The 19,605-nt window shown below is 65.0% G+C and carries 19 protein-coding genes and 2 tRNA genes; 16 read left to right on the top strand and 5 right to left on the bottom strand.

The genetic code is table 11. The features are described from left to right. Positions 1–83 precede the first annotated feature (83 nt). From gnd to AC5RU7_RS09305, 10 genes are all read left to right on the top strand, one after another. Positions 84–968 carry a phosphogluconate dehydrogenase (NAD(+)-dependent, decarboxylating) gene (gene gnd / locus AC5RU7_RS09260; RefSeq protein ID WP_494051984.1) on the top strand — a complete coding sequence of 295 codons (885 nt, stop codon included), beginning with the start codon at positions 84–86 and terminating at the stop codon, positions 966–968. Between the two features lie 46 nt (positions 969–1,014). Then, positions 1,015–2,223 carry a DNA replication/repair protein RecF gene (gene recF, locus AC5RU7_RS09265; protein ID WP_494051985.1) on the top strand — a complete coding sequence of 403 codons (1,209 nt, stop codon included), beginning with the start codon at positions 1,015–1,017 and terminating at the stop codon, positions 2,221–2,223. After that, a complete protein-coding gene (locus tag AC5RU7_RS09270) occupies positions 2,207–2,767 on the top strand; it encodes a DciA family protein (RefSeq protein ID WP_494051986.1) in 561 nt (186 codons plus the stop codon). The genes recF and AC5RU7_RS09270 overlap by 17 nt, the downstream gene beginning before the upstream one ends. A gap of 377 nt (positions 2,768–3,144) precedes the next feature. Further along, positions 3,145–5,229 (top strand): DNA topoisomerase (ATP-hydrolyzing) subunit B, encoded by a 2,085-nt coding sequence (gyrB, locus tag AC5RU7_RS09275; RefSeq protein WP_494051987.1) that lies wholly within the window; start codon positions 3,145–3,147, stop codon positions 5,227–5,229. 54 nt (positions 5,230–5,283) lie between these two features. After that, a complete protein-coding gene (gyrA, locus tag AC5RU7_RS09280; protein ID WP_494051988.1) occupies positions 5,284–7,962 on the top strand; it encodes a DNA gyrase subunit A in 2,679 nt (892 codons plus the stop codon). Further along, a complete protein-coding gene (locus AC5RU7_RS09285) occupies positions 7,955–8,623 on the top strand; it encodes a DUF3566 domain-containing protein (protein ID WP_494011393.1) in 669 nt (222 codons plus the stop codon). Before gyrA ends, AC5RU7_RS09285 begins: the two co-directional genes overlap by 8 nt. 96 nt (positions 8,624–8,719) lie before the next feature. After that, positions 8,720–8,793, top strand: a tRNA-Ile gene (locus tag AC5RU7_RS09290). 70 nt (positions 8,794–8,863) lie between these two features. Continuing rightward, positions 8,864–8,980, top strand: coding sequence for a DLW-39 family protein (locus AC5RU7_RS09295; protein WP_494011392.1), 117 nt, complete (start codon positions 8,864–8,866; stop codon positions 8,978–8,980). Positions 8,981–9,052: 72 nt separating this feature from the next. Continuing rightward, positions 9,053–9,128, top strand: a tRNA-Ala gene (locus AC5RU7_RS09300). A 119-nt stretch (positions 9,129–9,247) separates the two neighbouring features. Further along, positions 9,248–10,186 (top strand): DMT family transporter, encoded by a 939-nt coding sequence (locus AC5RU7_RS09305; RefSeq protein ID WP_494011391.1) that lies wholly within the window; start codon positions 9,248–9,250, stop codon positions 10,184–10,186. On the opposite strand, the gene AC5RU7_RS09310 is transcribed toward AC5RU7_RS09305, so the two are convergent. Both AC5RU7_RS09310 and AC5RU7_RS09315 read right to left on the bottom strand, forming a co-directional pair. Continuing rightward, positions 10,187–11,062: a glycosyltransferase family 2 protein gene (locus AC5RU7_RS09310; RefSeq protein WP_494011390.1), complete on the bottom strand. Its 876-nt coding sequence runs from the start codon at positions 11,060–11,062 to the stop codon at positions 10,187–10,189. A gap of 129 nt (positions 11,063–11,191) precedes the next feature. Continuing rightward, on the bottom strand, positions 11,192–12,184 hold the full coding sequence (locus AC5RU7_RS09315) for a hypothetical protein (RefSeq protein ID WP_494051989.1): 993 nt from the start codon (positions 12,182–12,184) through the stop codon (positions 11,192–11,194). 154 nt (positions 12,185–12,338) lie between these two features. Here AC5RU7_RS09315 and AC5RU7_RS09320 point away from each other — a divergent pair, with 154 nt between their 5' ends. The 3 genes from AC5RU7_RS09320 to AC5RU7_RS09330 all read left to right on the top strand — a co-directional run bounded on the left by AC5RU7_RS09320 (position 12,339) and on the right by AC5RU7_RS09330 (position 14,777). Then, positions 12,339–12,884, top strand: coding sequence for a peptidylprolyl isomerase (locus tag AC5RU7_RS09320; RefSeq protein ID WP_009359538.1), 546 nt, complete (start codon positions 12,339–12,341; stop codon positions 12,882–12,884). A 9-nt stretch (positions 12,885–12,893) separates the two neighbouring features. Next, positions 12,894–13,772 (top strand): rhomboid family intramembrane serine protease, encoded by an 879-nt coding sequence (locus AC5RU7_RS09325; RefSeq protein WP_494011388.1) that lies wholly within the window; start codon positions 12,894–12,896, stop codon positions 13,770–13,772. 531 nt (positions 13,773–14,303) lie between these two features. Beyond that, on the top strand, positions 14,304–14,777 hold the full coding sequence (locus tag AC5RU7_RS09330) for a carboxymuconolactone decarboxylase family protein (RefSeq protein WP_494011387.1): 474 nt from the start codon (positions 14,304–14,306) through the stop codon (positions 14,775–14,777). Between the two features lie 176 nt (positions 14,778–14,953). Here the strand turns inward: AC5RU7_RS09330 and AC5RU7_RS09335 are convergent, their stop codons facing one another. Together AC5RU7_RS09335 and AC5RU7_RS09340 are read right to left on the bottom strand one after the other, a co-directional pair. Then, positions 14,954–15,571: a DNA-3-methyladenine glycosylase I gene (locus tag AC5RU7_RS09335; protein ID WP_494011386.1), complete on the bottom strand. Its 618-nt coding sequence runs from the start codon at positions 15,569–15,571 to the stop codon at positions 14,954–14,956. 42 nt (positions 15,572–15,613) lie between these two features. Beyond that, the gene (locus AC5RU7_RS09340) at positions 15,614–15,865 is read right to left on the bottom strand and encodes a cell division protein CrgA (RefSeq protein WP_494011385.1); all 252 of its coding nucleotides are present in this window, start codon (positions 15,863–15,865) and stop codon (positions 15,614–15,616) included. A gap of 172 nt (positions 15,866–16,037) precedes the next feature. Between AC5RU7_RS09340 and AC5RU7_RS09345 the strand changes: the two genes are divergently transcribed. Genes AC5RU7_RS09345 through AC5RU7_RS09355 form a run of 3 tightly spaced genes read left to right on the top strand, consistent with a single transcriptional unit; the run spans position 16,038 to position 17,640 of the window. After that, on the top strand, positions 16,038–16,829 hold the full coding sequence (locus AC5RU7_RS09345; RefSeq protein ID WP_494051990.1) for a class E sortase: 792 nt from the start codon (positions 16,038–16,040) through the stop codon (positions 16,827–16,829). 2 nt (positions 16,830–16,831) lie between these two features. Continuing rightward, on the top strand, positions 16,832–17,002 hold the full coding sequence (locus AC5RU7_RS09350; protein WP_494051991.1) for a hypothetical protein: 171 nt from the start codon (positions 16,832–16,834) through the stop codon (positions 17,000–17,002). Then, positions 16,999–17,640: an aminodeoxychorismate/anthranilate synthase component II gene (locus tag AC5RU7_RS09355; protein ID WP_494011382.1), complete on the top strand. Its 642-nt coding sequence runs from the start codon at positions 16,999–17,001 to the stop codon at positions 17,638–17,640. The genes AC5RU7_RS09350 and AC5RU7_RS09355 overlap by 4 nt, the downstream gene beginning before the upstream one ends. 16 nt (positions 17,641–17,656) lie before the next feature. Here AC5RU7_RS09355 and pknB read toward each other — a convergent pair whose 3' ends face one another. Then, positions 17,657–19,585 carry a Stk1 family PASTA domain-containing Ser/Thr kinase gene (gene pknB / locus AC5RU7_RS09360; RefSeq protein ID WP_494052015.1) on the bottom strand — a complete coding sequence of 643 codons (1,929 nt, stop codon included), beginning with the start codon at positions 19,583–19,585 and terminating at the stop codon, positions 17,657–17,659. Positions 19,586–19,605 lie beyond the last annotated feature (20 nt).

Below are 19,605 nucleotides of genomic sequence, written 5' to 3' on the forward strand. Positions count from 1 at the left end.
CCCTGGCGGCGTGGGCCCAGAGTTGTTGTCGTTCTGGGCCGCCCATAATGAAGCCCGCCCCCTCGCGCAGAAAAGAGTTCCTGATGCACATTGGACTGATTGGCCTTGGCAAAATGGGATTCAACATGCGCGAGCGGCTGCGCAAGGGCGGGATCGACGTCACAGGCTACGACCGCAACCCGGACGTCACCGATGCTGCCTCCGTGGATGAGCTGCTCGCCGCAGTTCCTGCTCCCAGGCTGATCTGGGTGATGGTTCCCGCCGGCGCGATTACCGATGCGGTCATCACGGAGCTTTCGGACAAGCTGGACCAAGGTGACCTGGTGATCGACGGCGGGAACTCCCGCTTCACCGAGGACCAGAAGCACGGCGAACTCCTTGCCGCCAAGGGCATCCGCTTCGCCGACTGCGGAGTGTCCGGCGGAGTCTGGGGGCTGCAGAACGGCTACGGCCTGATGGCCGGCGGGGATGCGGCGGACATCGAACGCGCACTGCCGGTATTCGATGCCCTACGTCCCGAAGGTGAACGCGCGGACAGCTTCGTCCACGTCGGCGGGATCGGCGCCGGGCACTACGCCAAGATGGTCCACAACGGAATCGAGTACGGCCTGATGCAGGCGTACGCCGAGGGCTACCAGCTGCTTGCATCCAAGGACATCATCAACGACCTGCCCGGCACTTTCCGGGCATGGCAAAAAGGCACTGTGGTGCGGTCCTGGCTGCTTGACCTGCTGGTCAAGGCGCTGGAGGAAGACCCCGGCCTGCAGAATATCGATGACTACGTGGAGGATTCCGGGGAAGGGCGCTGGACGGTGGAGGAAGCCATTGCCAACGCAATTCCCGCCCCGGCCATCACCGCCGCGCTGTTCGCCCGCTTTGAGTCCAGGGAGGACAGTTCACCTGCCATGAAGATGGTCTCCGCCCTCCGTCACCAATTCGGCGGCCACGCAACCCGTCCCGCAAAGTAGCACCCACCGGGGGACCGCCGTCGTCTCCAGAATTGTCGAAGCCCGCGTGTACCTGGAACACCTCTCACTGACCGATTTCCGCAGTTACGCCCAGGTTGACCTTGCCCTGGAGCCGGGCGTCACCGTCCTGGTGGGATACAACGGCATCGGCAAGACCAACCTGATGGAAGCCATCGGGTACCTCGCCACGCTCAGTTCCCACCGGGTCAGTTCCGACGCCCCCCTCCTGCGATTCGGAACCGACCGGGCGCTCGTCCGTGCACGGCTGGTCCGCGGGGACCAGACCACCATCCTGGAACTTGAGATCAATGCCGGCCGCGCCAACCGCGGGCGGATCAACCGCAGCAATCCCGTCCGGGCCAGGGACCTGCTGGGGATTTGCCAAACGGTCCTGTTTGCTCCCGAAGATCTGGCTCTGGTAAAAGGCGATCCCGCCAACCGCCGGCGGTTTCTGGACGAACTGCTGGCCAGCCTCGTTCCGCACCACGCCGCCACGCGCAGCGACTACGACCGTGTGCTGAAACAGCGCAACGCCCTGCTCAAATCGGCGCGGTCCGGAAAGTTCACGTCCGGGCACGAGGCAACCCTGGATGTCTGGGACCAGCACATGGCCCGGGCCGGTGCCGAGCTCCTCCACGCCCGCCTTGAGCTGGTGGAACGCCTCCGGCCGCACCTTGCCCGCGCCTATGCGGAGCTGACTGACGCATCCAAGCCCGCCGATGCCACGTACCGTTCCACGCTCCAGAACCAGATGGACGACGACGGCGCCCCCCTGCCGGATGCGCCGCGCGACCTGCAGGGGGACGCCGTCGGGACGGAGGACCTGCGCAGGCTTTCCGTCGAACAGCTCACGGAACGGTACGTGCGCGCCTTTGCGGAGTCCCGGAAGAAGGAACTGGAACGGGGCATTTCGCTGGTGGGACCGCACCGCGATGAACTGGAACTCGTCCTGGGGCAGGCCCCGGCCAAGGGCTACGCCTCGCACGGCGAAACCTGGTCCATGTGCCTGTCCCTGCGCCTCGCTTCCTACTACGTGATGCTCGACGACGCCCGCACCGGCGGTTCTGCGCCAATCCTGATCCTTGACGACGTTTTTGCCGAACTGGACGTCCAGCGCAGGCGTAAACTGGCGGCAATAGTCTCCGGCGCGGAACAGGTCCTGGTGACCGCCGCCGTCGATGCCGATATCCCGGAAGAGCTGTCCGGCCGGCGGGTGAAGGTCATCCCGGGAGGTATTGATGAGCAGGGACGGTGACAACGGAGGCGGGCTGCAGCCCGGCCGCGATCCCGACAACATCGATGCGCCGCAGGCGGCACTGAACCGGATGCGGGAGGCCGCCGCTGCCCGGGGCGAAGTCCGCAGGAAGGCCGTTCGGCCGGGCTCCCAGAAAGCCCGGGGCGGAATCCGGGATACCCGCGGCTTCAGCCAGTTCCATTCCACTGGCCGTGATCCCCTGGGCCTTGGCAAGGTGGTGGGCCGGCTGGTGGCTGAACGGGGCTGGACGTCACCGGTGGCGGTGGGCTCCGTCATGGCGGAATGGCCTGCCCTGGTGGGGCCGGAGATTTCCGCACACTGCACCCCTGAGAGCTTCACGGACACAACCCTGCACGTCCGGTGTGACTCCACGGCGTGGGCCACCCAGCTCCGGCTGCTCAGCACCAGCCTGCTGGAGAAGTTCCGCGTGGAACTCGGCGACGGGGTGGTCACCAGCATCCAGGTCCTGGGCCCTTCCGCGCCCAGCTGGCGCAAGGGCGGCCGGACCGTCAACGGCCGTGGGCCACGGGACACCTACGGGTAGCCTCCGGCCGGACTATTGAAAATGCTCCCAACGCCGTGTAGAGCGCTGGAAGGGCCGGTGGGTGTATAGGCCCCCGGGGACGGTCCTTTTGGAGCGCCCTAGGCGCGGCCAGCGGCCGGGCACAGCCATGCAGCTTCCCGTCCACGGCCCCGGAATGCGGGAATATGGACTGTTTCCCGGTAGAATCGTTGTAGATAACTGGGCGCGGGTGAAACGTTGACTGAGTCCGTTCTCCGGGTGCTTTCGGCACGCGGGTGCGGACCCCCACCGTCAGCAAGCCACCCGCGCCATAAGTTTGTGCCTGTTGGCGGGTGCCTTTTCCGTTTGGAGGAGGAATCAGCCGGCCATCATCGAGAACAGAGGAGTCGACAGCGCCTGTGGCTAACGACAATACAGATCTGGCAGTTGAACCCGCAGTCGAGGATGCCCGTACGCCTGACACTCCTGCGGAATCCGCGAAGCCGCGCGAATACGGGGCCAGCGACATCACTGTCCTTGAGGGTTTGGAAGCCGTCCGGAAACGTCCCGGCATGTACATCGGCTCCACCGGGCCGCGCGGTCTCCACCACCTGGTCTACGAAGTGGTGGATAACTCCGTCGACGAAGCCCTCGCTGGCTACTGCACGCATATCGAGGTGGTCCTGCAGGCCGACGGCGGTGTCAAGGTTGTGGATGACGGCCGTGGCATTCCCGTGGACATGCACCCCACCGAGCACAAGCCCACCGTCGAAGTTGTCATGACCATCCTGCACGCCGGCGGCAAGTTCGGCGGCGGCGGCTACGCCGTGTCCGGCGGCCTTCACGGCGTGGGCATCTCCGTTGTCAACGCGCTGTCCAGCCGAGTGGATACAGAGGTCCGCCGGCAGGGCCACGTCTGGCGCATGTCCTTCGCCAATGGCGGCAAGCCCCAGGGCAGCCTGGTCAAGGGCGAGGAAACGGACGTCACCGGTACCAGCCAGACGTTCTACCCGGACCCGGAAATCTTCGAGTCCACCGAGTTCGACTTTGAGACCCTCCGTGCCCGCTTCCAGCAGATGGCGTTCCTGAACAAGGGCCTGCGCATCACGCTGACGGACGAGCGCACGCCCACCGCTGAAGACGCCGACGCCGACCTGGATCTCGATGCCATCGCCACCGAGGGCGAGGTCAGCGCGGAGCACAGGACCGTGGTGTACCAGTACGACGACGGCCTGCTGGACTACGTCAAGCACCTGAACTCCGGCAAGAAAGTGGACGTGGTCCACGAGGATGTCATCGCCTTCGAAACCGAGGACACCGAGCGCAAGATCGCTGTGGAAATGGCGATGCAGTGGACCAGCGCGTACTCCGAAAGCGTGCACACCTACGCCAACACCATCAACACCCACGAGGGCGGAACCCACGAAGAGGGTTTCCGTGCAGCCTTGACGTCCCTGATCAACCGCTATGCGCGCGAAAAGAGCATCATCAAGGAAAAGGACGATAACCTCACCGGTGACGACATTCGCGAGGGCCTGACGGCCGTCATCTCCGTCAAACTGTCCGAGCCCCAGTTCGAAGGCCAGACCAAGACCAAGCTCGGCAACTCCGAAGTGAAAGGCTTCGTCCAGCGCGTGGTCACCGACGGCCTGGGTGACTGGCTGGAACGCAACCCCGGCCCGGCCCGTGACGTGATCCGGAAGGCCATTTCCGCCGCGCAGGCCCGCATGGCGGCGCGGAAGGCACGTGACAACGCGCGCCGGAAGAGCCCCCTGGAATCATTCGGCATGCCCGGCAAGCTCTCGGACTGCTCCTCAAAGGATCCGGAGAAGTGCGAGGTCTACATCGTGGAGGGTGACTCGGCAGGCGGTTCCGCCAAGCGCGGGCGCAACCCCGAAACCCAGGCGATCCTGCCGCTGCGGGGGAAGATCCTGAATGTGGAGCGCGCGCGCCTGGACAAAGCCCTGGGCAACGCCGAAGTCCAGTCCATGATCACCGCCTTCGGCACCGGCATCGGCGAGGACTTCGACCTCTCCAAGCTCCGGTACCACAAGATTGTCCTGATGGCCGATGCCGACGTGGACGGCCAGCACATCACCACCCTCCTGATGACGCTGTTGTTCCGCTACATGCGTCCCCTGATCGAGAACGGCTACGTGTACCTGGCACAGCCGCCGCTGTACCGCATCAAGTGGTCCAACGCTGCGCACGATTACGTGTACAGCGACCGCGAACGCGACGCCAAGCTCGTGGCCGGCCAGGCCGCTGGCCGCAGGATCCCCAAGGACAACGGCATCCAGCGCTACAAGGGCCTCGGCGAGATGGACTACACCGAGCTGTGGGACACCACCATGGACCCGGACAACCGGACGCTGCTGCAGGTCACCATGGACGACGCCCTCGCCGCCGACCAGATCTTCTCCGTCCTTATGGGCGAAGACGTGGAGTCCCGCCGAAACTTCATTCAGCAGAACGCCAAGGACGTCAGGTTCCTGGATATCTAGGGCACCGCGCAAAATATCCGGACTTCGACATATACCTGAAACGGAAATTAATAGATGAGCGACGAAACACCCGAGAACCCGGCGCCTGACGCCGGAACCCCGGACACCGTTCTTGAGGGCGACGTGCTGATTGACCGCGTGGAGCAGGTGGACCTGCAGACGGAAATGCAGCGGTCCTACCTGGACTACGCCATGGCCGTCATCGTGGGCCGTGCCCTTCCCGATGTCCGTGACGGGCTCAAGCCCGTCCACCGCCGCGTCTTGTACGCGATGTTCGACGGCGGCTACCGCCCCGACCGTTCCTTCAACAAGTGCGCCCGCGTGGTGGGCGAGGTCATGGGCCAGTACCACCCCCATGGCGACACGGCGATCTACGACGCCCTGGTCCGCCTGATCCAGGACTGGACCATGCGGTACCCGCTGGCGCTGGGCCAGGGAAACTTTGGTTCCCCGGGCAACGACGGCGCGGCAGCTCCGCGTTACACCGAAACCAAGATGGCACCGCTGGCCATGGAAATGGTCCGCGACATCGACGAGGAAACCGTCGATTTCCAGGACAACTACGACGGCAAGAACCAGGAACCCACCATCCTGCCGGCCCGGTTTCCCAACCTGCTGGTCAACGGTTCGTCCGGCATCGCCGTCGGCATGGCCACCAACATTCCGCCGCACAACCTCCGCGAAGTGGCCGACGGCGTCCAGTGGTACCTGGCCAACCCCGGCGCCAGCCGCGAGGACCTGCTGGAGCAGCTCCTGCTGCGCGTCAAGGGACCCGATTTCCCCACCGGCGCCACCATCCTGGGCCACAAGGGCATCGAAGACGCCTACCGCACGGGCCGCGGCTCCATCACCATGCGCGCGGTGGTGAACGTCGAGGAACTACAGGGCCGCACCTGCCTGGTGGTCACCGAACTGCCGTACCAGGCCAACCCGGACAACCTGGCCATCAAGATCGCCGAACTGGTCAAGGACGGCAAGATCCAGGGCATCGCCGACCTCCGCGACGAAACGTCCGGCCGCACCGGCCAGCGCCTGGTAATTGTCCTCAAGCGGGATGCCGTGCCCAAGGTTGTGCTGAACAACCTCTACAAGCACACCGAACTGCAGAGCAACTTCTCCGCCAACATGCTTGCCATCGTTGACGGTGTACCGCGCACCCTCAGCCTGGACGCCTTCATCCGGCACTGGGTGACGCACCAGCTGGACGTCATCGCCCGGCGCACCCGCTACCGGCTGCGGAAGGCGGAGGAGGAAGCACACATCCTCCGCGCCCTGCTCAAGGCACTGGACATGCTCGATGAGGTCATCGCCCTCATCCGTGCCTCCAACACCACCGAAGCAGCGCGCGACGGCCTGATGGAATTGCTGGACATCGACGAGCTCCAGGCCCGGGCCATTCTGGACATGCAGCTGCGCCGCCTCGCCGCCCTGGAACGCCAGAAAATCCAGGACCGGCACTCAGAACTCGAAGCACTGATCGCCGAATACAACGAGATCCTTGGCTCCGAACAGCGCCAGCGCGAGATCATCAGCACCGAACTCGGCGAGATTGTGGACAAGCACGGTGATGACCGCCGTACCAAGATCCTCATGGGCTACGACGGCGACATGTCCATGGAGGACCTCATCCCTGAAGAGGAGATGGTGGTCACCATCACCCGCGGCGGGTACGTGAAGCGGACCCGCAGCGACAACTACCGCTCGCAGCAGCGGGGCGGCAAGGGCATCAAGGGTGCCCAGCTCCGCGGCGACGATGTGGTGGAACACTTCTTCGTCACCACCACGCACCACTGGCTGCTGTTCTTCACCAACCTGGGCCGGGTCTACCGCGCCAAGGCCTATGAGCTGATGGAAGCCGGCCGGGACGCCAAGGGCCAGCACGTGGCCAACCTGCTGGCCTTCCAGCCGGACGAACACATCGCCCAGGTGCTGGACCTGAAGGACTACCAGCAGGCGCCCTACCTGGTGCTGGCCACAAAGCGCGGCCTGGTGAAGAAGACCAGGCTCGAGGACTACGACACCAACCGCTCCGCCGGCGTGATCGCCATCAACTTGCGGGACGAAGATGAACTGGTGTCCGCGCAGCTGGTTTCGGAGACGGACGACCTGCTCCTGGTCTCCCGAAAGGGACAATCGATCCGGTTCACCGCCACCGAGGATGCGCTCCGGCCCATGGGCAGGGCAACGTCCGGTGTCACCGGCATGAAGTTCCGCGAAGACGACGAACTCCTGGCCGCCAATGTGATCACGGACGGCTCCTTCGTCTTCATCGTGACCGAGGGCGGCTATGCCAAGCGCACCGCCGTCGAGGAATACCGGCTCCAGGGCCGCGGCGGCCTGGGCATCAAGGTGGCCAAACTTGCCGAGGAACGCGGCGACCTGGTGGGAGCACTCATCGTCCAGGAGGAAGATGAAGTGCTGGTGGTCATGGAGGGCGGCAAGGTTGTCCGGTCTTCGGTGGCCGGTGTTCCCGCCAAGGGGCGCGACACTATGGGCGTCATCTTTGCCAAGCCGGACAAGAACGACCGGATCATCGAAGTGGCACGCAACAGTGAACGGGGCCTTGAGGGCGAGGAATCGCCTGAGGATGACGTAACGTTGGCTGAAGATGGCGGGGCCCCTGGGGAGTCCGCCGGGTCAGGAATGGCAGACGAATCACCGGCCGTTGAGTCAGAGGACGCCTCGGGCGACGCTGAGCCGAACGAAGACACCACGGAGGTAACGAGTGAGTAATCCCGACTCATTTCCCAAGCCGAGCAGCACTGTTCCCGACGGAAGCCGGCCCTCAGCGGCACCCCGCGTGAACGCCCCGGTTCGTCCGCAGCAGCGGCCGGCAGCGCCTGCCGCCGCCCCAGGCCAGCGCCCGGCCGTTCCCGGCCAGCGTCCAGCCCAGGGTCCCGCACAGGGGCAACCGGCCCAGCCGGGCCAGCGGCCAGCACAAGGCGCCCGCCCTGCCACAGTGGGCCAGCGTCCCGCAGGCGCTCCGGCGCAGGGCACTCCCGGCCTGGTCAAGCCCGCCCCCAAGGCCAAGGTGCGGCGCGCCCGGCTGCTGATCAGCAAGGTTGACCCTTGGTCCGTCCTGAAGATGGCCTTCCTGCTGTCCGTAGCCCTGGGCATTGTCACCGTGGTGGCTGCCATTGTCCTGTGGACCGTTTTGGACCTCACCGGCATCTTCGACCAGGTGGACAGCCTGCTCGGCACCCTGGCCGGCTCCGAAGGCGGCGGCTTCGAACTGAAGAAGGTCGCTTCCCTGGGCCAGGTCGCGTCCTTCGCCACAATTATCGCCGTGGTGAACGTGGTCCTGCTGACCGCACTCTCCATGTTGTCCGCCGTGCTTTACAACATTTCGGCCACCCTGGTGGGCGGCATCGGCGTCACCCTCACCGACGATTAGGACCCGTTTCCGCCGGTCCCGGACCGGCGGAAACACCCGATTTGAGATCGGGCCGGGATGTGCTGTAAAGTCATGTCTCGGCCCGATGAGGCATCGGGGCGTATAGCTCAGGCGGTTAGAGCGCTTCGCTGATAACGAAGAGGTCCCAGGTTCAAGTCCTGGTACGCCCACGGAACCTGTGCAGGTTCAAGTGGAGGTTTGGTTCGGGTTAGCCCGGAGCCGGACCGGAACGGGGAGCATGTGAAGAAGTTGCTGGTACTTGCAGCTGCAATCGCAGGCATCTTGGTCTACCGCAAGGCACAGGAATCCGAAGCCCGGAAAACTGTCTGGAGCAAGTCCACCGATTCGGTTGACTAGCCAGGGCGCCTGGAATGTAAGCCGGTAAATGGCTCTCCGGTTCTAGGGTATGATTGACGGGTTGCTTCTTATGGGGGCATGGCGCAATTGGTAGCGCACCTGCTTTGCAAGCAGGGGGTTCGGGGTTCGAGTCCCCGTGCCTCCACCATAAGAAAGTCCCGGTCCGCGGAAGCGCGGTCCGGGACTTTTGCTTTCTCCCGGCAACCATATCGACGAGTCCGGACAGCACCGGCAGTTAGCCGTCAGAGCGCCCATTAGGGTTGTCCAGTGACCTTCTTCCTCGCGGCCATGGGCGTCCTGGGCGTTGCCTCCTCCGGCCCGCTGATCGCGGCCACCCTTGGTGCCACCAGCGTCAGCGCCCTCGCCATCGCCTTCTGGCGGAACGCCATTGCCGCCGCCGTGATGGCCGCACCCACCCTCATCCGGGAACCCCGCCAGTTCCGCACAATAACCCGCCGGGACTTCACCTGGTCCCTGGTGGCGGCCGCCGCCCTGGCCCTGCACTTCGCCTGCTTCATCACCTCGCTCCAGCTGACGTCGGTTGCCGCGGCCACGGCCCTGGTCTGCCTGCAGTCGGCCTGGATCGCGGTGTTCCAGCTGTTCCGCGGCGTCCGGCATCGCTGGCAGGTCCTCGCTGGGCTCGGCACTGCGTTTGTCGGCGTCGTGGCCATCACAGGTTTCGACATGGGATCGTCGCCGCAGGCCCTGCTTGGCGACCTGCTCGCGGTGGCCGGGGGCGCACTGGCCGGCCTTTACACACTGGCCGGCGGCAAAGCGCGGCAGAACATGACCACCAGCAGCTACACCACGCTGTGCTACGGGGTCTGTGCCGCCCTCGTGGCGCTAATGGCGCTGGTGGCCGGACAGCCGCTGGCCGGCTTCGAGGCCGCGGGCTGGCTTGGCATCGCAGCTATCACCGTCTGCGCGCAGCTGGTAGGGCACACGGCGTTCAACCACCTGCTCGCCACCATGAGCCCCCTCCTGGTATCGATGATCATCCTTCTCGAAATACCGGGTGCTGCGCTACTTGCGGCATTGTTCCTCGGGGAGACCTTGCCGGCCGGCACGTATGCGGGGCTGGGGCTGATCCTGGCGGGGCTCGCCGTCGTCGTCCTGGGGCAGAAGCCCGGAAGGACCGGCAGGCGCCCCACGGCACGCGGGGAGGAGCCGCCGTCGGAACGGCTGGCGGAGCTGGGGACGGACTAGCTACTGGCCGCCACGGCGGACCGGCTGCGCCGTGTTCACGGTGTGGATGGCGCGCAGGAGCTTGGCCGGGAAGTAGACGGAGAAGAAGACCACCATCGGTGCCTTCAAGGCCATTTTCTTGACGTTGTGTGCCTTGTATGTGCGGTCGAACCGGGTGACGTAATAGCGGTAATCCCGCGGTGAATCCTCCAGCCGGCGGGCCGACATCCCGGACACCATCTGGGCGCAGTACTGCACTTTGAGCTCGTGGTCGGCCAGATGCAGGGACAGGTCGATGTCCTCGTGCATCTCGTCTTTCTCGTCCCGGCACGTCTCGGCCCGGATGGTCTCCCACGCGGAGGCCCGCAGCGCCATGTTGGAGCCGAACAGGAAGTGGTACTGGTGCTTGGCCAGCTTGAGCATGAGCTGGCGCATCTTGTCGTCCGCCTTCAGCCCAAAACGGCGCATCGGCATGTCGTAGTAGACCACGGGGCCTGTGGCTGCCTGCACCGACGGGTCAAGGAACGCCTTCTGCACCTGCTCCACCCAGTCCGGCTCCAGGACGGAGTCAGCGTCGATCCGTCCCAGGATGTCGCCGGTGGCGTGGTCCAGTCCGAAGTTGCGGGTGGGAATCAGACCCTGCTCGCGGTCCTGGCTCAGCAGGATGATAGGGCTTTCCGGATACTCAAGCTGCATCTGCCGGACAATGTCGGCGGTCCGGTCCTTCGAGAGGTTGTCCACCACGATGATCTCGTGCGCCGGGACGGACTGGTAGATGGCAGCGATGAGGCACTGCCGGATGACGCCCTCCTCGTTATACGCCGGGATGACGATGGACACGCGGGGCAGCTCGGCTGCGTCGTTCAAGGCATCCCCAAGGGATTGATCGGCTGACATCACTTCAAATCTAGCACCGCAGGGCCGCCGTGCCCGGGACCGGAACCAGCGTCCTGGACCCGCCGCGTCGGCAAACAGCAGAAGGGGCCCCGTCATGAGACGGAACCCCTTCGCGGTGTGTGCGGGTGACTAGGCCTGGCTGGCGCCCTTGTCCCCGTTCATGTTGGCAGCGATATTCTTGGTGGCCGTCTTCGCGTCAGTGGCAATCTTGGCCGTGGTTTCGGCAGCATCATCCGCCACGTGCTTGGCCTTGTCCGCCACGTCCCCGGACTTGTCCTTAACGGTGTCCGCACCCTCGGACACTGTGCCCGCACCTGCAGCGGCAACCGAAGCCGAGGCGTCGCTGGCCTTGTCAGCAGCGTCAGCCGTGGTTTCCTTGACCTCGTTGACAGTGGAGGCTGAAACCGGTGCCGGCGTCGGAGCTGGAGTCACGGGTGAGGGCGTCTTCCACGGGTCCTCAACGGGCTTGGAGGCCTTCCAGGCGGCAACGCCAGCAGCCACAGCCGCAGCAATGACGCCGAAGACCAGCCAGCCGCGCTGCTTCTTGGGCGGTTCCGGCTGGGCCAGCTGAATTCCGACGGTACGTCCGGCTTCCGTTGCGGCCGCCTTCAGCTGGGTGCCGGTAGCCTGGGCCTGCTCTTGGAGGGCGTGGATGATTCCAACGTCACCGAGCTTCTGGGCGACTGCATCCACGCGGGCCGGAGTGCCCTCCAGGGTGCGGTGGACGGCGTCGGACGCGTGGCCGATCTGGTCCGAGAGCCGTGGAAGGTACTCCACCACAACGCGGTCGCGCGCGTTCAGGACCACCGGGGTGGCCCTGTCCAGTGCCTCGTGCAGGCGCGGTGAGGCGCCCTCGACGGCGTCGTTGATTTTCGGGGCTAGCTGCGCCAGGCCGTCCTGAATCCGGGGGGTCACGGTGGCAACCCCGTCGGCCAGGTTGTGCGCCGCCGTCTTCAGCCCTTCCTGGATCTTGGGAGAGGCGGTATCCAGGCTGTGCTGGAGGCGGGGAACCGCCCAGTCCACAGCTGCTTCCACACGGGGGGCGGCCCAATCCTTGGCATTCTCAACTGCCCCGATGACTGACAGCTCAAGGTCACGGGCAATACGATCCGATTTCTTCACAACTACCTCCCGATTAATGTGACGGTCTGTGGTTAGCCTACGTGGCTTGATCTTCACCTGCTATTCCCACCGCGGATTTCAGGGCGATTTCACCCAGCGCGGAACTGCTGCAGCAGCCGCAACCGGCAGGGACCGGCGTGGAAGAATGGGCCCTATGACTGCAATCGCAACCGCAAAAGCAACCATCCACACGAGCCTCGGCGACATCGTTGTTAACCTCTTCGGCAACCACGCGCCCAAGACCGTCAAGAACTTCATCGGCCTCGCCACCGGCGAGCAGGCGTGGACCCACCCGGAGACCGGCGAGGACAAGACCGGCACTCCGCTGTACAACGGGACGATTTTCCACCGCATCATCAAGGACTTCATGATCCAGGCCGGCGACCCGCTGGGCCGCGGCACCGGCGGACCGGGCTACCGCTTCGACGACGAAATCCACCCCGAGCTCAGCTTCAACCAGCCCTACAAGCTGGCCATGGCGAACGCCGGCATCCAGATGGGCAAGGGCACCAACGGTTCCCAGTTCTTCATCACCACCATCCCCACCGACTGGCTGCAGGGCAAGCACAGCATCTTCGGTGAAGTGGCTGACGAGGAATCCAAGAAGGTTGTCGACGCCATCGAAGGTGTCCGCACCGGCATGGGCGACCGCCCCGTGGAGGACGTCACCATCAACAGCATCGATATCGAGCAGCTGTAACACCAGACCATGAGTTACGGAATTCCGTCGGCTGAGCCGTCCGCCCAGGTCCCGGTATGCCCCCGGCACCCTGACCGGCCGTCCTATGTACGCTGCCAGCGGTGCGGGCGCCCCGCATGCCCCGACTGCCAGCGGGCGGCCGCCGTCGGATTCCAATGCGTCGACTGCGTCAACGAGGCAAAGCGTACGACGCCGGAGGTACGGACTGTTTACGGCGGCGCCGTCGCGGCCGGCAAGCCAAGGGTGACGTTCGGGATCATCGCCGTGTGCGCAGTCCTGTACGTCCTGCAGTGGCTGATCCCCAATGACGCCATTTACCAGACCCTTGGCTTTGCCAACATCTACGCCGAGCCCCGGTACGGCCAGTTTGAGCCGTGGCGGATGCTCACCGCGGCGTTCCTCCACTCGCAGGGGTTCATCCTGCACATTGTGCTGAACATGTACATGCTGTGGGCCTTCGGGCAGGCGCTGGAGCCCCTGCTGGGACGGGCACGGTTCCTGGCGCTGTACCTGATCTCGGCCATCGGCGGCTCGGTCGGCTACCTTCTGCTGACCCCCCTCTACGAACCCGGCAGGCCTCTCTATGGTGTAGTGGGCGCCTCGGGAGCCATCTTCGGACTCTTCGGGGCCATGCTCCTGGTACAGCGCCACCGTGGGGGTGACACCCGCCAGCTGTGGGTGCTGATCGCGATCAACGGCGTGATCGGTTTCGTAATCCCCCAGATCGCCTGGCAGGCCCACCTTGGTGGCCTGGTTGCAGGCGGGCTGTGCGCGGCAGTACTTGCTTATACTCCCCGCGGTCCTCGCCAAGGCATGCTCCAGGCGGCCGGGCTGGCGGCTGTGCTGGTCCTCCTCGCCCTAGCGGTGTGGGTACGCGTCACGCTATAGCCGGACCCGCAACGGGCAAAGCCCACAATCTCGAACGAGGCGCAAGACCCCCGGCACCCGCAGGTGCCGGGGGTTCTGTTTTTCCACAGCCCTTATCCACAGTGTTAATAACTTACATCCGTGTCATTCACGACCGCTTCGTGCGCCAGCGTCCGCTTTCCGGGACTTTTCCAAACGGCAGGGCGCTTTTCTCCACACTTGTGGATAACTCTTGGGGATAGACCTGTGCTTAAGTGGACAAACCGCGCCTTTCCGGGTGGTTTGTGGATAAAGCCTTGGATACCCTGGCTTCCAGTGGAGTGATGACCGCAGCAGGCGATCCTTTCAACAGTCTTATGCACACTGTTAGTAACTTCTGCCGGTGTAGTTCCGGTCGCCTTTTCACCTTGGATCCCAGCGTGCAGGCCTTGGCTGGCAAATAATCCCCAACCGGTTTCCACAGCTGTGGATAACTTGTGGGTATTGGAATGTTGGTAAGTGGATAAGCTTCAAGTGCCGCTTGCCCATCCCGCCCTTCCAGGAGGACCTTCCTTGACCGCCACACAGCACATCTTCCTCGACAAGCAGCACCCTGCTGTCTGGCGCGCTATCAACGGGCTGGCCCTGAAGGTCAAAGAAGCGGCCGCGGACGCCGGGATAGACGCCAGGACCCTGGAACTCCTCAACGTGCGTATCTCCCAGATCAACGGTTGCGCCTATTGCCTGGACCTCCACGTCCGGGAAGCACTCGAGGCCGGGGAAACGTCGCAGCGCCTGGCGGTGTTGCCGGCATGGCGCGATACGGCGCTGTTCACCGAGAAGGAACGTGCCGCGCTGGCCCTTGTGGAAAGCATTACTGAACTCCCCGGCCAGCACCTCCGCGAGCAGGAGGAGGGCACGGCCAGGAAGTCCCTGACGGAGGAGGAATTCTCGGTGGTCAGCTGGGTGGCGGTCAGCATGAACGCCTTCAACCGCATCTCGATCGTGAGCCACCATCCGGTCCGGCGTGACCGCCAGGAAAGCTAGCTGCACTTCCCCCAGCGGGGATTATCCACAGGGTATTCCACAGTGTTAATAACCGAATGGCAGGGGCATGTTTTACCGCCTGGCCCCAGTGGGCGCCGGACGGTGGATAAGAGGCAGCGTTATCCGCAGGTTTTTCAACATTGTGGATAACTTTCCCAACAGTTGGGGAGAACGTCCTAGCTGCCTGGTTCCGGCCATACCCCGGAGGAACCCCGGCGGTGGCTGTCCAGGAGGTGGGTATCCACCATTCCGATTGCTTCCATCAGGGCGAACATGGTGGTGGGCCCCACGAAGGCGAAGCCCTTCTTACGGAGGGCTTTTGAGAGTGCCACCGACTCCCCGGACTGGGTGGGGATATCGGTGTGCACAACCGGGTGCGGCGTGGACGCGGGGCGGAACTGCCACACGAAGTCCACCAGGCCGCCCTCTTTCCGCAGGGCAATGGTGGCCTGGGCATTCTTGATGGTGGCGAGGATCTTCATGCGGTTCCTGACGATGCCAGGATCCTGCATGAGCCGCTCCACGTCGGCGGCAGTGAACAGCGCTACCGCGTCCGGACTGAAGCCCTCAAAGGCGGAGCGGAACGCCGGCCGCTTGCGCAGGATGGTTGCCCAGGACAGCCCGGCCTGGAAACCCTCCAGGCAGATCCGTTCGTAGAGGCCCTGCTCGTCGGTAACGGGAAGGCCCCACTCCTGGTCGTAGTACTCCCTAAGCAGTGGATCCGATGATGCCCAGGCCGGGCGGGCGAGGCCGTCGTCGCCGACTATCGCCGAGCCGGCAGTGTCGGCAGCCATCCGGTTCCTCCTGGAGTCCGTCGGATTGTTGGAGAAGAAGGCCTAGGAGCGCCAGCGCGTGGTCATCAGGAAGCCAATGATGGCAATGCCGAAGCCGGCCACGATGTTCCAGGATCCCCATGCCTGGACCGGAAAGAGACCTTCGCTGATGTAGTACGTGATGATCCAGAACAGCCCAATGATCATCAGCCCGAACATGACGGGCTTGAACCATACGGGGTTCGGCTTGTACGCCTGCGGGGAAGCCGGCTGGACGGTGCTGTCGGTCTTCTTTCGCGGCTTTGACTCGGGCACTGGGTCTCCTTGGCGGCTGGGCAAGCTCGGCGTGCCGGGCTTGATATCCTGCAAGAAGGAAATTGCCAGCGGTCTGCGCGATCTTGGACAAATCTTGATTCTTACTAGCAGCCAATTCTAGCCGGACTTCCTGGGCCCCCGGTGCCCAGCGGAACCGCCCCGAGGAGAACGCGTGGTATTGCAGGAGAAGGCGAGGCCCGCCGTTGCCCCGGCTGCCATCGTCGGAATAGTACGCATGACCATCCAGGTACTCGGCGAACTCCTCATCACCGCAGGCATCATCCTCCTGTTGTTCGTTGCCTGGCAGCTGTGGTGGACCAACGTGGAATCGGATGCGCGGCAGAGCGAAGTCATCAAGGAGTTTGCCCAGGACCTCGGCAACCCGCCGCCGGCCCCCGCCCCGCAGGAAGCAGACGGACCCGCGCCCGCCGAGGATTTCGGACCACCGGTGGTGGGAGCCGCCCCCGGCCACGCCGGAACCATCGGCATCATGTACATCCCCCGCTTCGGCACCAGCTACACCCGGCCCATCGTGCAGGGCACCACCAGCGACGTCCTGGACACCCTTGGCCTTGGCCATTACGCCACCACGGCCATGCCCGGGGCGGTGGGAAACTTCGCCGTCGCCGGCCACCGGCAGACGCACGGCGCAGTGCTGGACAACATCCATACCCTGGTTCCAGGCGACAAGATCTATGTGCAAACCAAGGACGGCTACTACGTGTACGTCTTCCGCAACAACCAGATCGTGATGCCCAGCCGCACCGACGTCCTGGAGCCGGTGCCAACCCTTCCCGGCGTCACACCCACGGAAAGCTACCTCACCATGACCAGCTGCAACCCGCGTTTCGGGGCGGAAGAGCGCATCATCGCCTACGCCCTGCTGGACAGCTGGCGGCCGGCCTCCGCCGGTCCGCCCGCCGAAATCGCCGCGCAGGTGGCGGCAGCGATAGGAAAGGGCTGAGCATGTACGGATGGATTTTCCGCCACCTTCCCGGGCCCTTGTGGCTGCGGATGGTCACCTCGCTGGTGCTCATTGCCGTTGCACTGGTATTGATGGTCCAGTTCCTTTTTCCGTGGATGTCCGAGTACACCCAGTTCACTGACTCAACGATTGGTGCAGCAAACCAGCCATGACCACAACCAAGATCCTCGTGGTGGATAACTACGACAGCTTCGTCTACACCCTGGTGGGCTACCTCCAGGAACTCGGCGCCGAGACCACCGTGGTCCGCAACGACGACGTCACCCTCGCCGAGGCCATCGAACTGGCCGGCACCCGCGACGGCGTCCTGATCTCACCCGGTCCGGGCAACCCGGCCGAGGCCGGTGTCTGCATCGAGCTGATCCGGTGGTGCGGGGAGAACAGCGTCCCGATGTTCGGCGTGTGCCTGGGACACCAGGCGCTGGCGGAGGCTTTCGGCGGCAAGGTGACGCATGCCCCGGAGTTGATGCACGGCAAGACGTCACAGGTGGAACACATTGGCACCAGCGTCTTCGCGGGACTCCCCTCCCCGGTCACGGCCACCCGCTACCACTCCCTGGCTGCAGTGCGGGAGACGATTCCGGATGTCCTGGAAGTGACGGCAGAAACTGCCTCCGGTGTGGTCATGGGACTCCAGCACCGTACCGCTCCGCTGTGCGGTGTCCAGTTCCACCCGGAATCGGTCCTGACTGAGGGCGGCTACCAGATGCTCGGCAACTGGCTCGAGTCGCTGGGCATGAAGGGTGCGGCCGCACGGGCTGCCAAGCTGAGCCCGCTCATCCAGCACTGACGCACCCGGCGCTGGCCTAGAGCAGGCCCTTCTTGCTGGGCGTCGCCGTAGCCGTCGCCGTCGGCGTCGGGGTTGCGGTGGGCGACGGCGGGGGTGGAGGCGGCGCCTTGGTCACCACGATGCTGATCGTCTTGCCCTGCTCCACGGCGGCGTTGACGGGATCGCTCTGGTCCGTCACGCGCCCGGCCTCCACCTGCCCGTTTTCCACCTCGATGACATTCGGGACCAGGCCCAGTTCCTTGAGGGCAGACTCGGCCTCCTCCCGGGTGCGGCCGCGCAGTTCGGGGACTGCCACCTTGCCCGTGGAGACCACCAGTTCAACAGTGGTTCCAACGCCCACCATCTGGCCGGGCGCAGGGCTGGTGGTGATGACGATTCCCGCCGGGACCGTGGCGCTGTTGGCGGTGGTGGTGGACGGGGCGCCCACCAGCCCGCTTTGGCGCAGAATGTCCCGGGCAGCAGCCTCCGTCTTGCCGGGAAGGCTCTCCGGAATCTTGACGGCGCTGGGACCTTCCGAGATGTTCAGGACCACCTCCGTGCCCGGGTTCAGGGCTCCGGACGCCGGTTCGGTGCCGATGGCGGTTCCCTTGGCTACGGTGTCATGCTGCAGCCGGACAATCCTGGGCGGGAGGCCGGCCTTGTAAAGTTCCTGCAGGGCGGCGGACTCCGTCATCCCGGCTACCGCCGGGATTTGCACCTGCACGATGGGCGCGGGCCGGTTCACTGTGTCGTAGAGCCACAGGCCACCGCCGGCCAGGACCAGCAGGGTGACCACCACCAGGGTGGCTATCCACGCACGACGGCGGGACGTCTGCCGCGAAGTCCGATCCCGCTCGGGAGCAAACCCCAACGGCAGGGGCGCGGCGGCCGCGTTCTCCTCCTCAGGGGCGGGCAGGGCGGCGGTGCCGCGGTCGGAGTAGGCGGAGGTGGCGGCCAGCCGGCCGGTGGGAGCGTCATCCAGGAAACTCGCACCGGTGGCAGCGAAGGCCTGGGTTGCCGGCGCCGCTGCAGGCACATAGTCGTTGGGGTCGGTGGGGGCTTCCGAGGCGGGGACTGCCATGACCGGAATTCCGGACCTCGCCGCGCGAAGGGCGCGCCGGAAGGCGGCGGCGTCCTGGAACCTGTCATCCCGGTTTTTCTGCAGGGCCTTGGCCAGCACGGAGTCCAGTGCCGGGGACACGTCGGGGTTCACGCTGCTGGCGGGCTCCGGTATCTCCCTGACGTGCTGGTAGGCCACGGAGACCGGGCTGTCGCCGATGAAGGGCGGCCGGGACGTGAGCATTTCATAGAGCAGGCAGGCAGCGGAGTACAGGTCGCTGCGCGCATCCACTGTTTCGCCCCGGGCCTGCTCCGGCGACAAATACTGGGCCGTACCCACCACGGCCTGCGTCTGCGTCATGGTGGCTGAGGAATCGGCGATGGCACGGGCGATGCCGAAATCCATCACCTTCACCGAGTCGGAGCCCTCGCAGTACATGACGTTGGCCGGTTTGATGTCGCGGTGCACAATTCCGGCCTTGTGGCTGTATTCCAGTGCGGCCAGGACGCCCAGGCAATAGTCGATGGCCTCGTCGATGGTGACGCGGTTGGCGCGGATGAGCTCGCGGATGGTCTTGCCCTCCACGAATTCCATCACGATGTAGGGCACGCGGACGGATTCGGCGGATCCGTCCGGCACCAGGTGTTCCCCGGTGTCATAGATGGCAACAATGGACGAGTGGTTCAGCGCCGCAACCGCCTGGGCCTCGCGCCTGAACCGGGCCTGGAACTGGGGGTCCCGGGCCAGGTCGGGGCGCAGCAGCTTGATGGCCACTGTGCGCCCCAACCGGGTATCGGTGCCACGGTAGACGTCAGCCATGCCACCGCGGCCGATCAGGCCGCCCAGTTCATAGCGGCCGTTCAGGACACGCTGGTTGTCCACCGGGAGGCTGTCCTCCCGGTGCATTGGGGTGCGCGGTGACTCAT

Source organism: Arthrobacter sp. K410C, from assembly GCF_059090105.1.

Bases quoted from the DNA above. Each gene is read 5' to 3' on its own strand.
- gnd (WP_494051984.1), top strand. From the start codon at position 84: ATGCACATTGGACTGATTGGCCTTGGCAAAATGGGATTCAACATGCGC.
- AC5RU7_RS09270 (WP_494051986.1), top strand. From the start codon at position 2,207: ATGAGCAGGGACGGTGACAACGGAGGCGGGCTGCAGCCCGGCCGCGAT.
- gyrA (WP_494051988.1), top strand. From the start codon at position 5,284: ATGAGCGACGAAACACCCGAGAACCCGGCGCCTGACGCCGGAACCCCG.
- AC5RU7_RS09310 (WP_494011390.1), bottom strand. From the start codon at position 11,062: ATGTCAGCCGATCAATCCCTTGGGGATGCCTTGAACGACGCAGCCGAG.
- AC5RU7_RS09320 (WP_009359538.1), top strand. From the start codon at position 12,339: ATGACTGCAATCGCAACCGCAAAAGCAACCATCCACACGAGCCTCGGC.
- AC5RU7_RS09325 (WP_494011388.1), top strand. From the start codon at position 12,894: ATGAGTTACGGAATTCCGTCGGCTGAGCCGTCCGCCCAGGTCCCGGTA.
- AC5RU7_RS09335 (WP_494011386.1), bottom strand. From the start codon at position 15,571: ATGGCTGCCGACACTGCCGGCTCGGCGATAGTCGGCGACGACGGCCTC.
- AC5RU7_RS09350 (WP_494051991.1), top strand. From the start codon at position 16,832: ATGTACGGATGGATTTTCCGCCACCTTCCCGGGCCCTTGTGGCTGCGG.
- AC5RU7_RS09355 (WP_494011382.1), top strand. From the start codon at position 16,999: ATGACCACAACCAAGATCCTCGTGGTGGATAACTACGACAGCTTCGTC.
- pknB (WP_494052015.1), bottom strand. From the start codon at position 19,585: ATGCACCGGGAGGACAGCCTCCCGGTGGACAACCAGCGTGTCCTGAAC.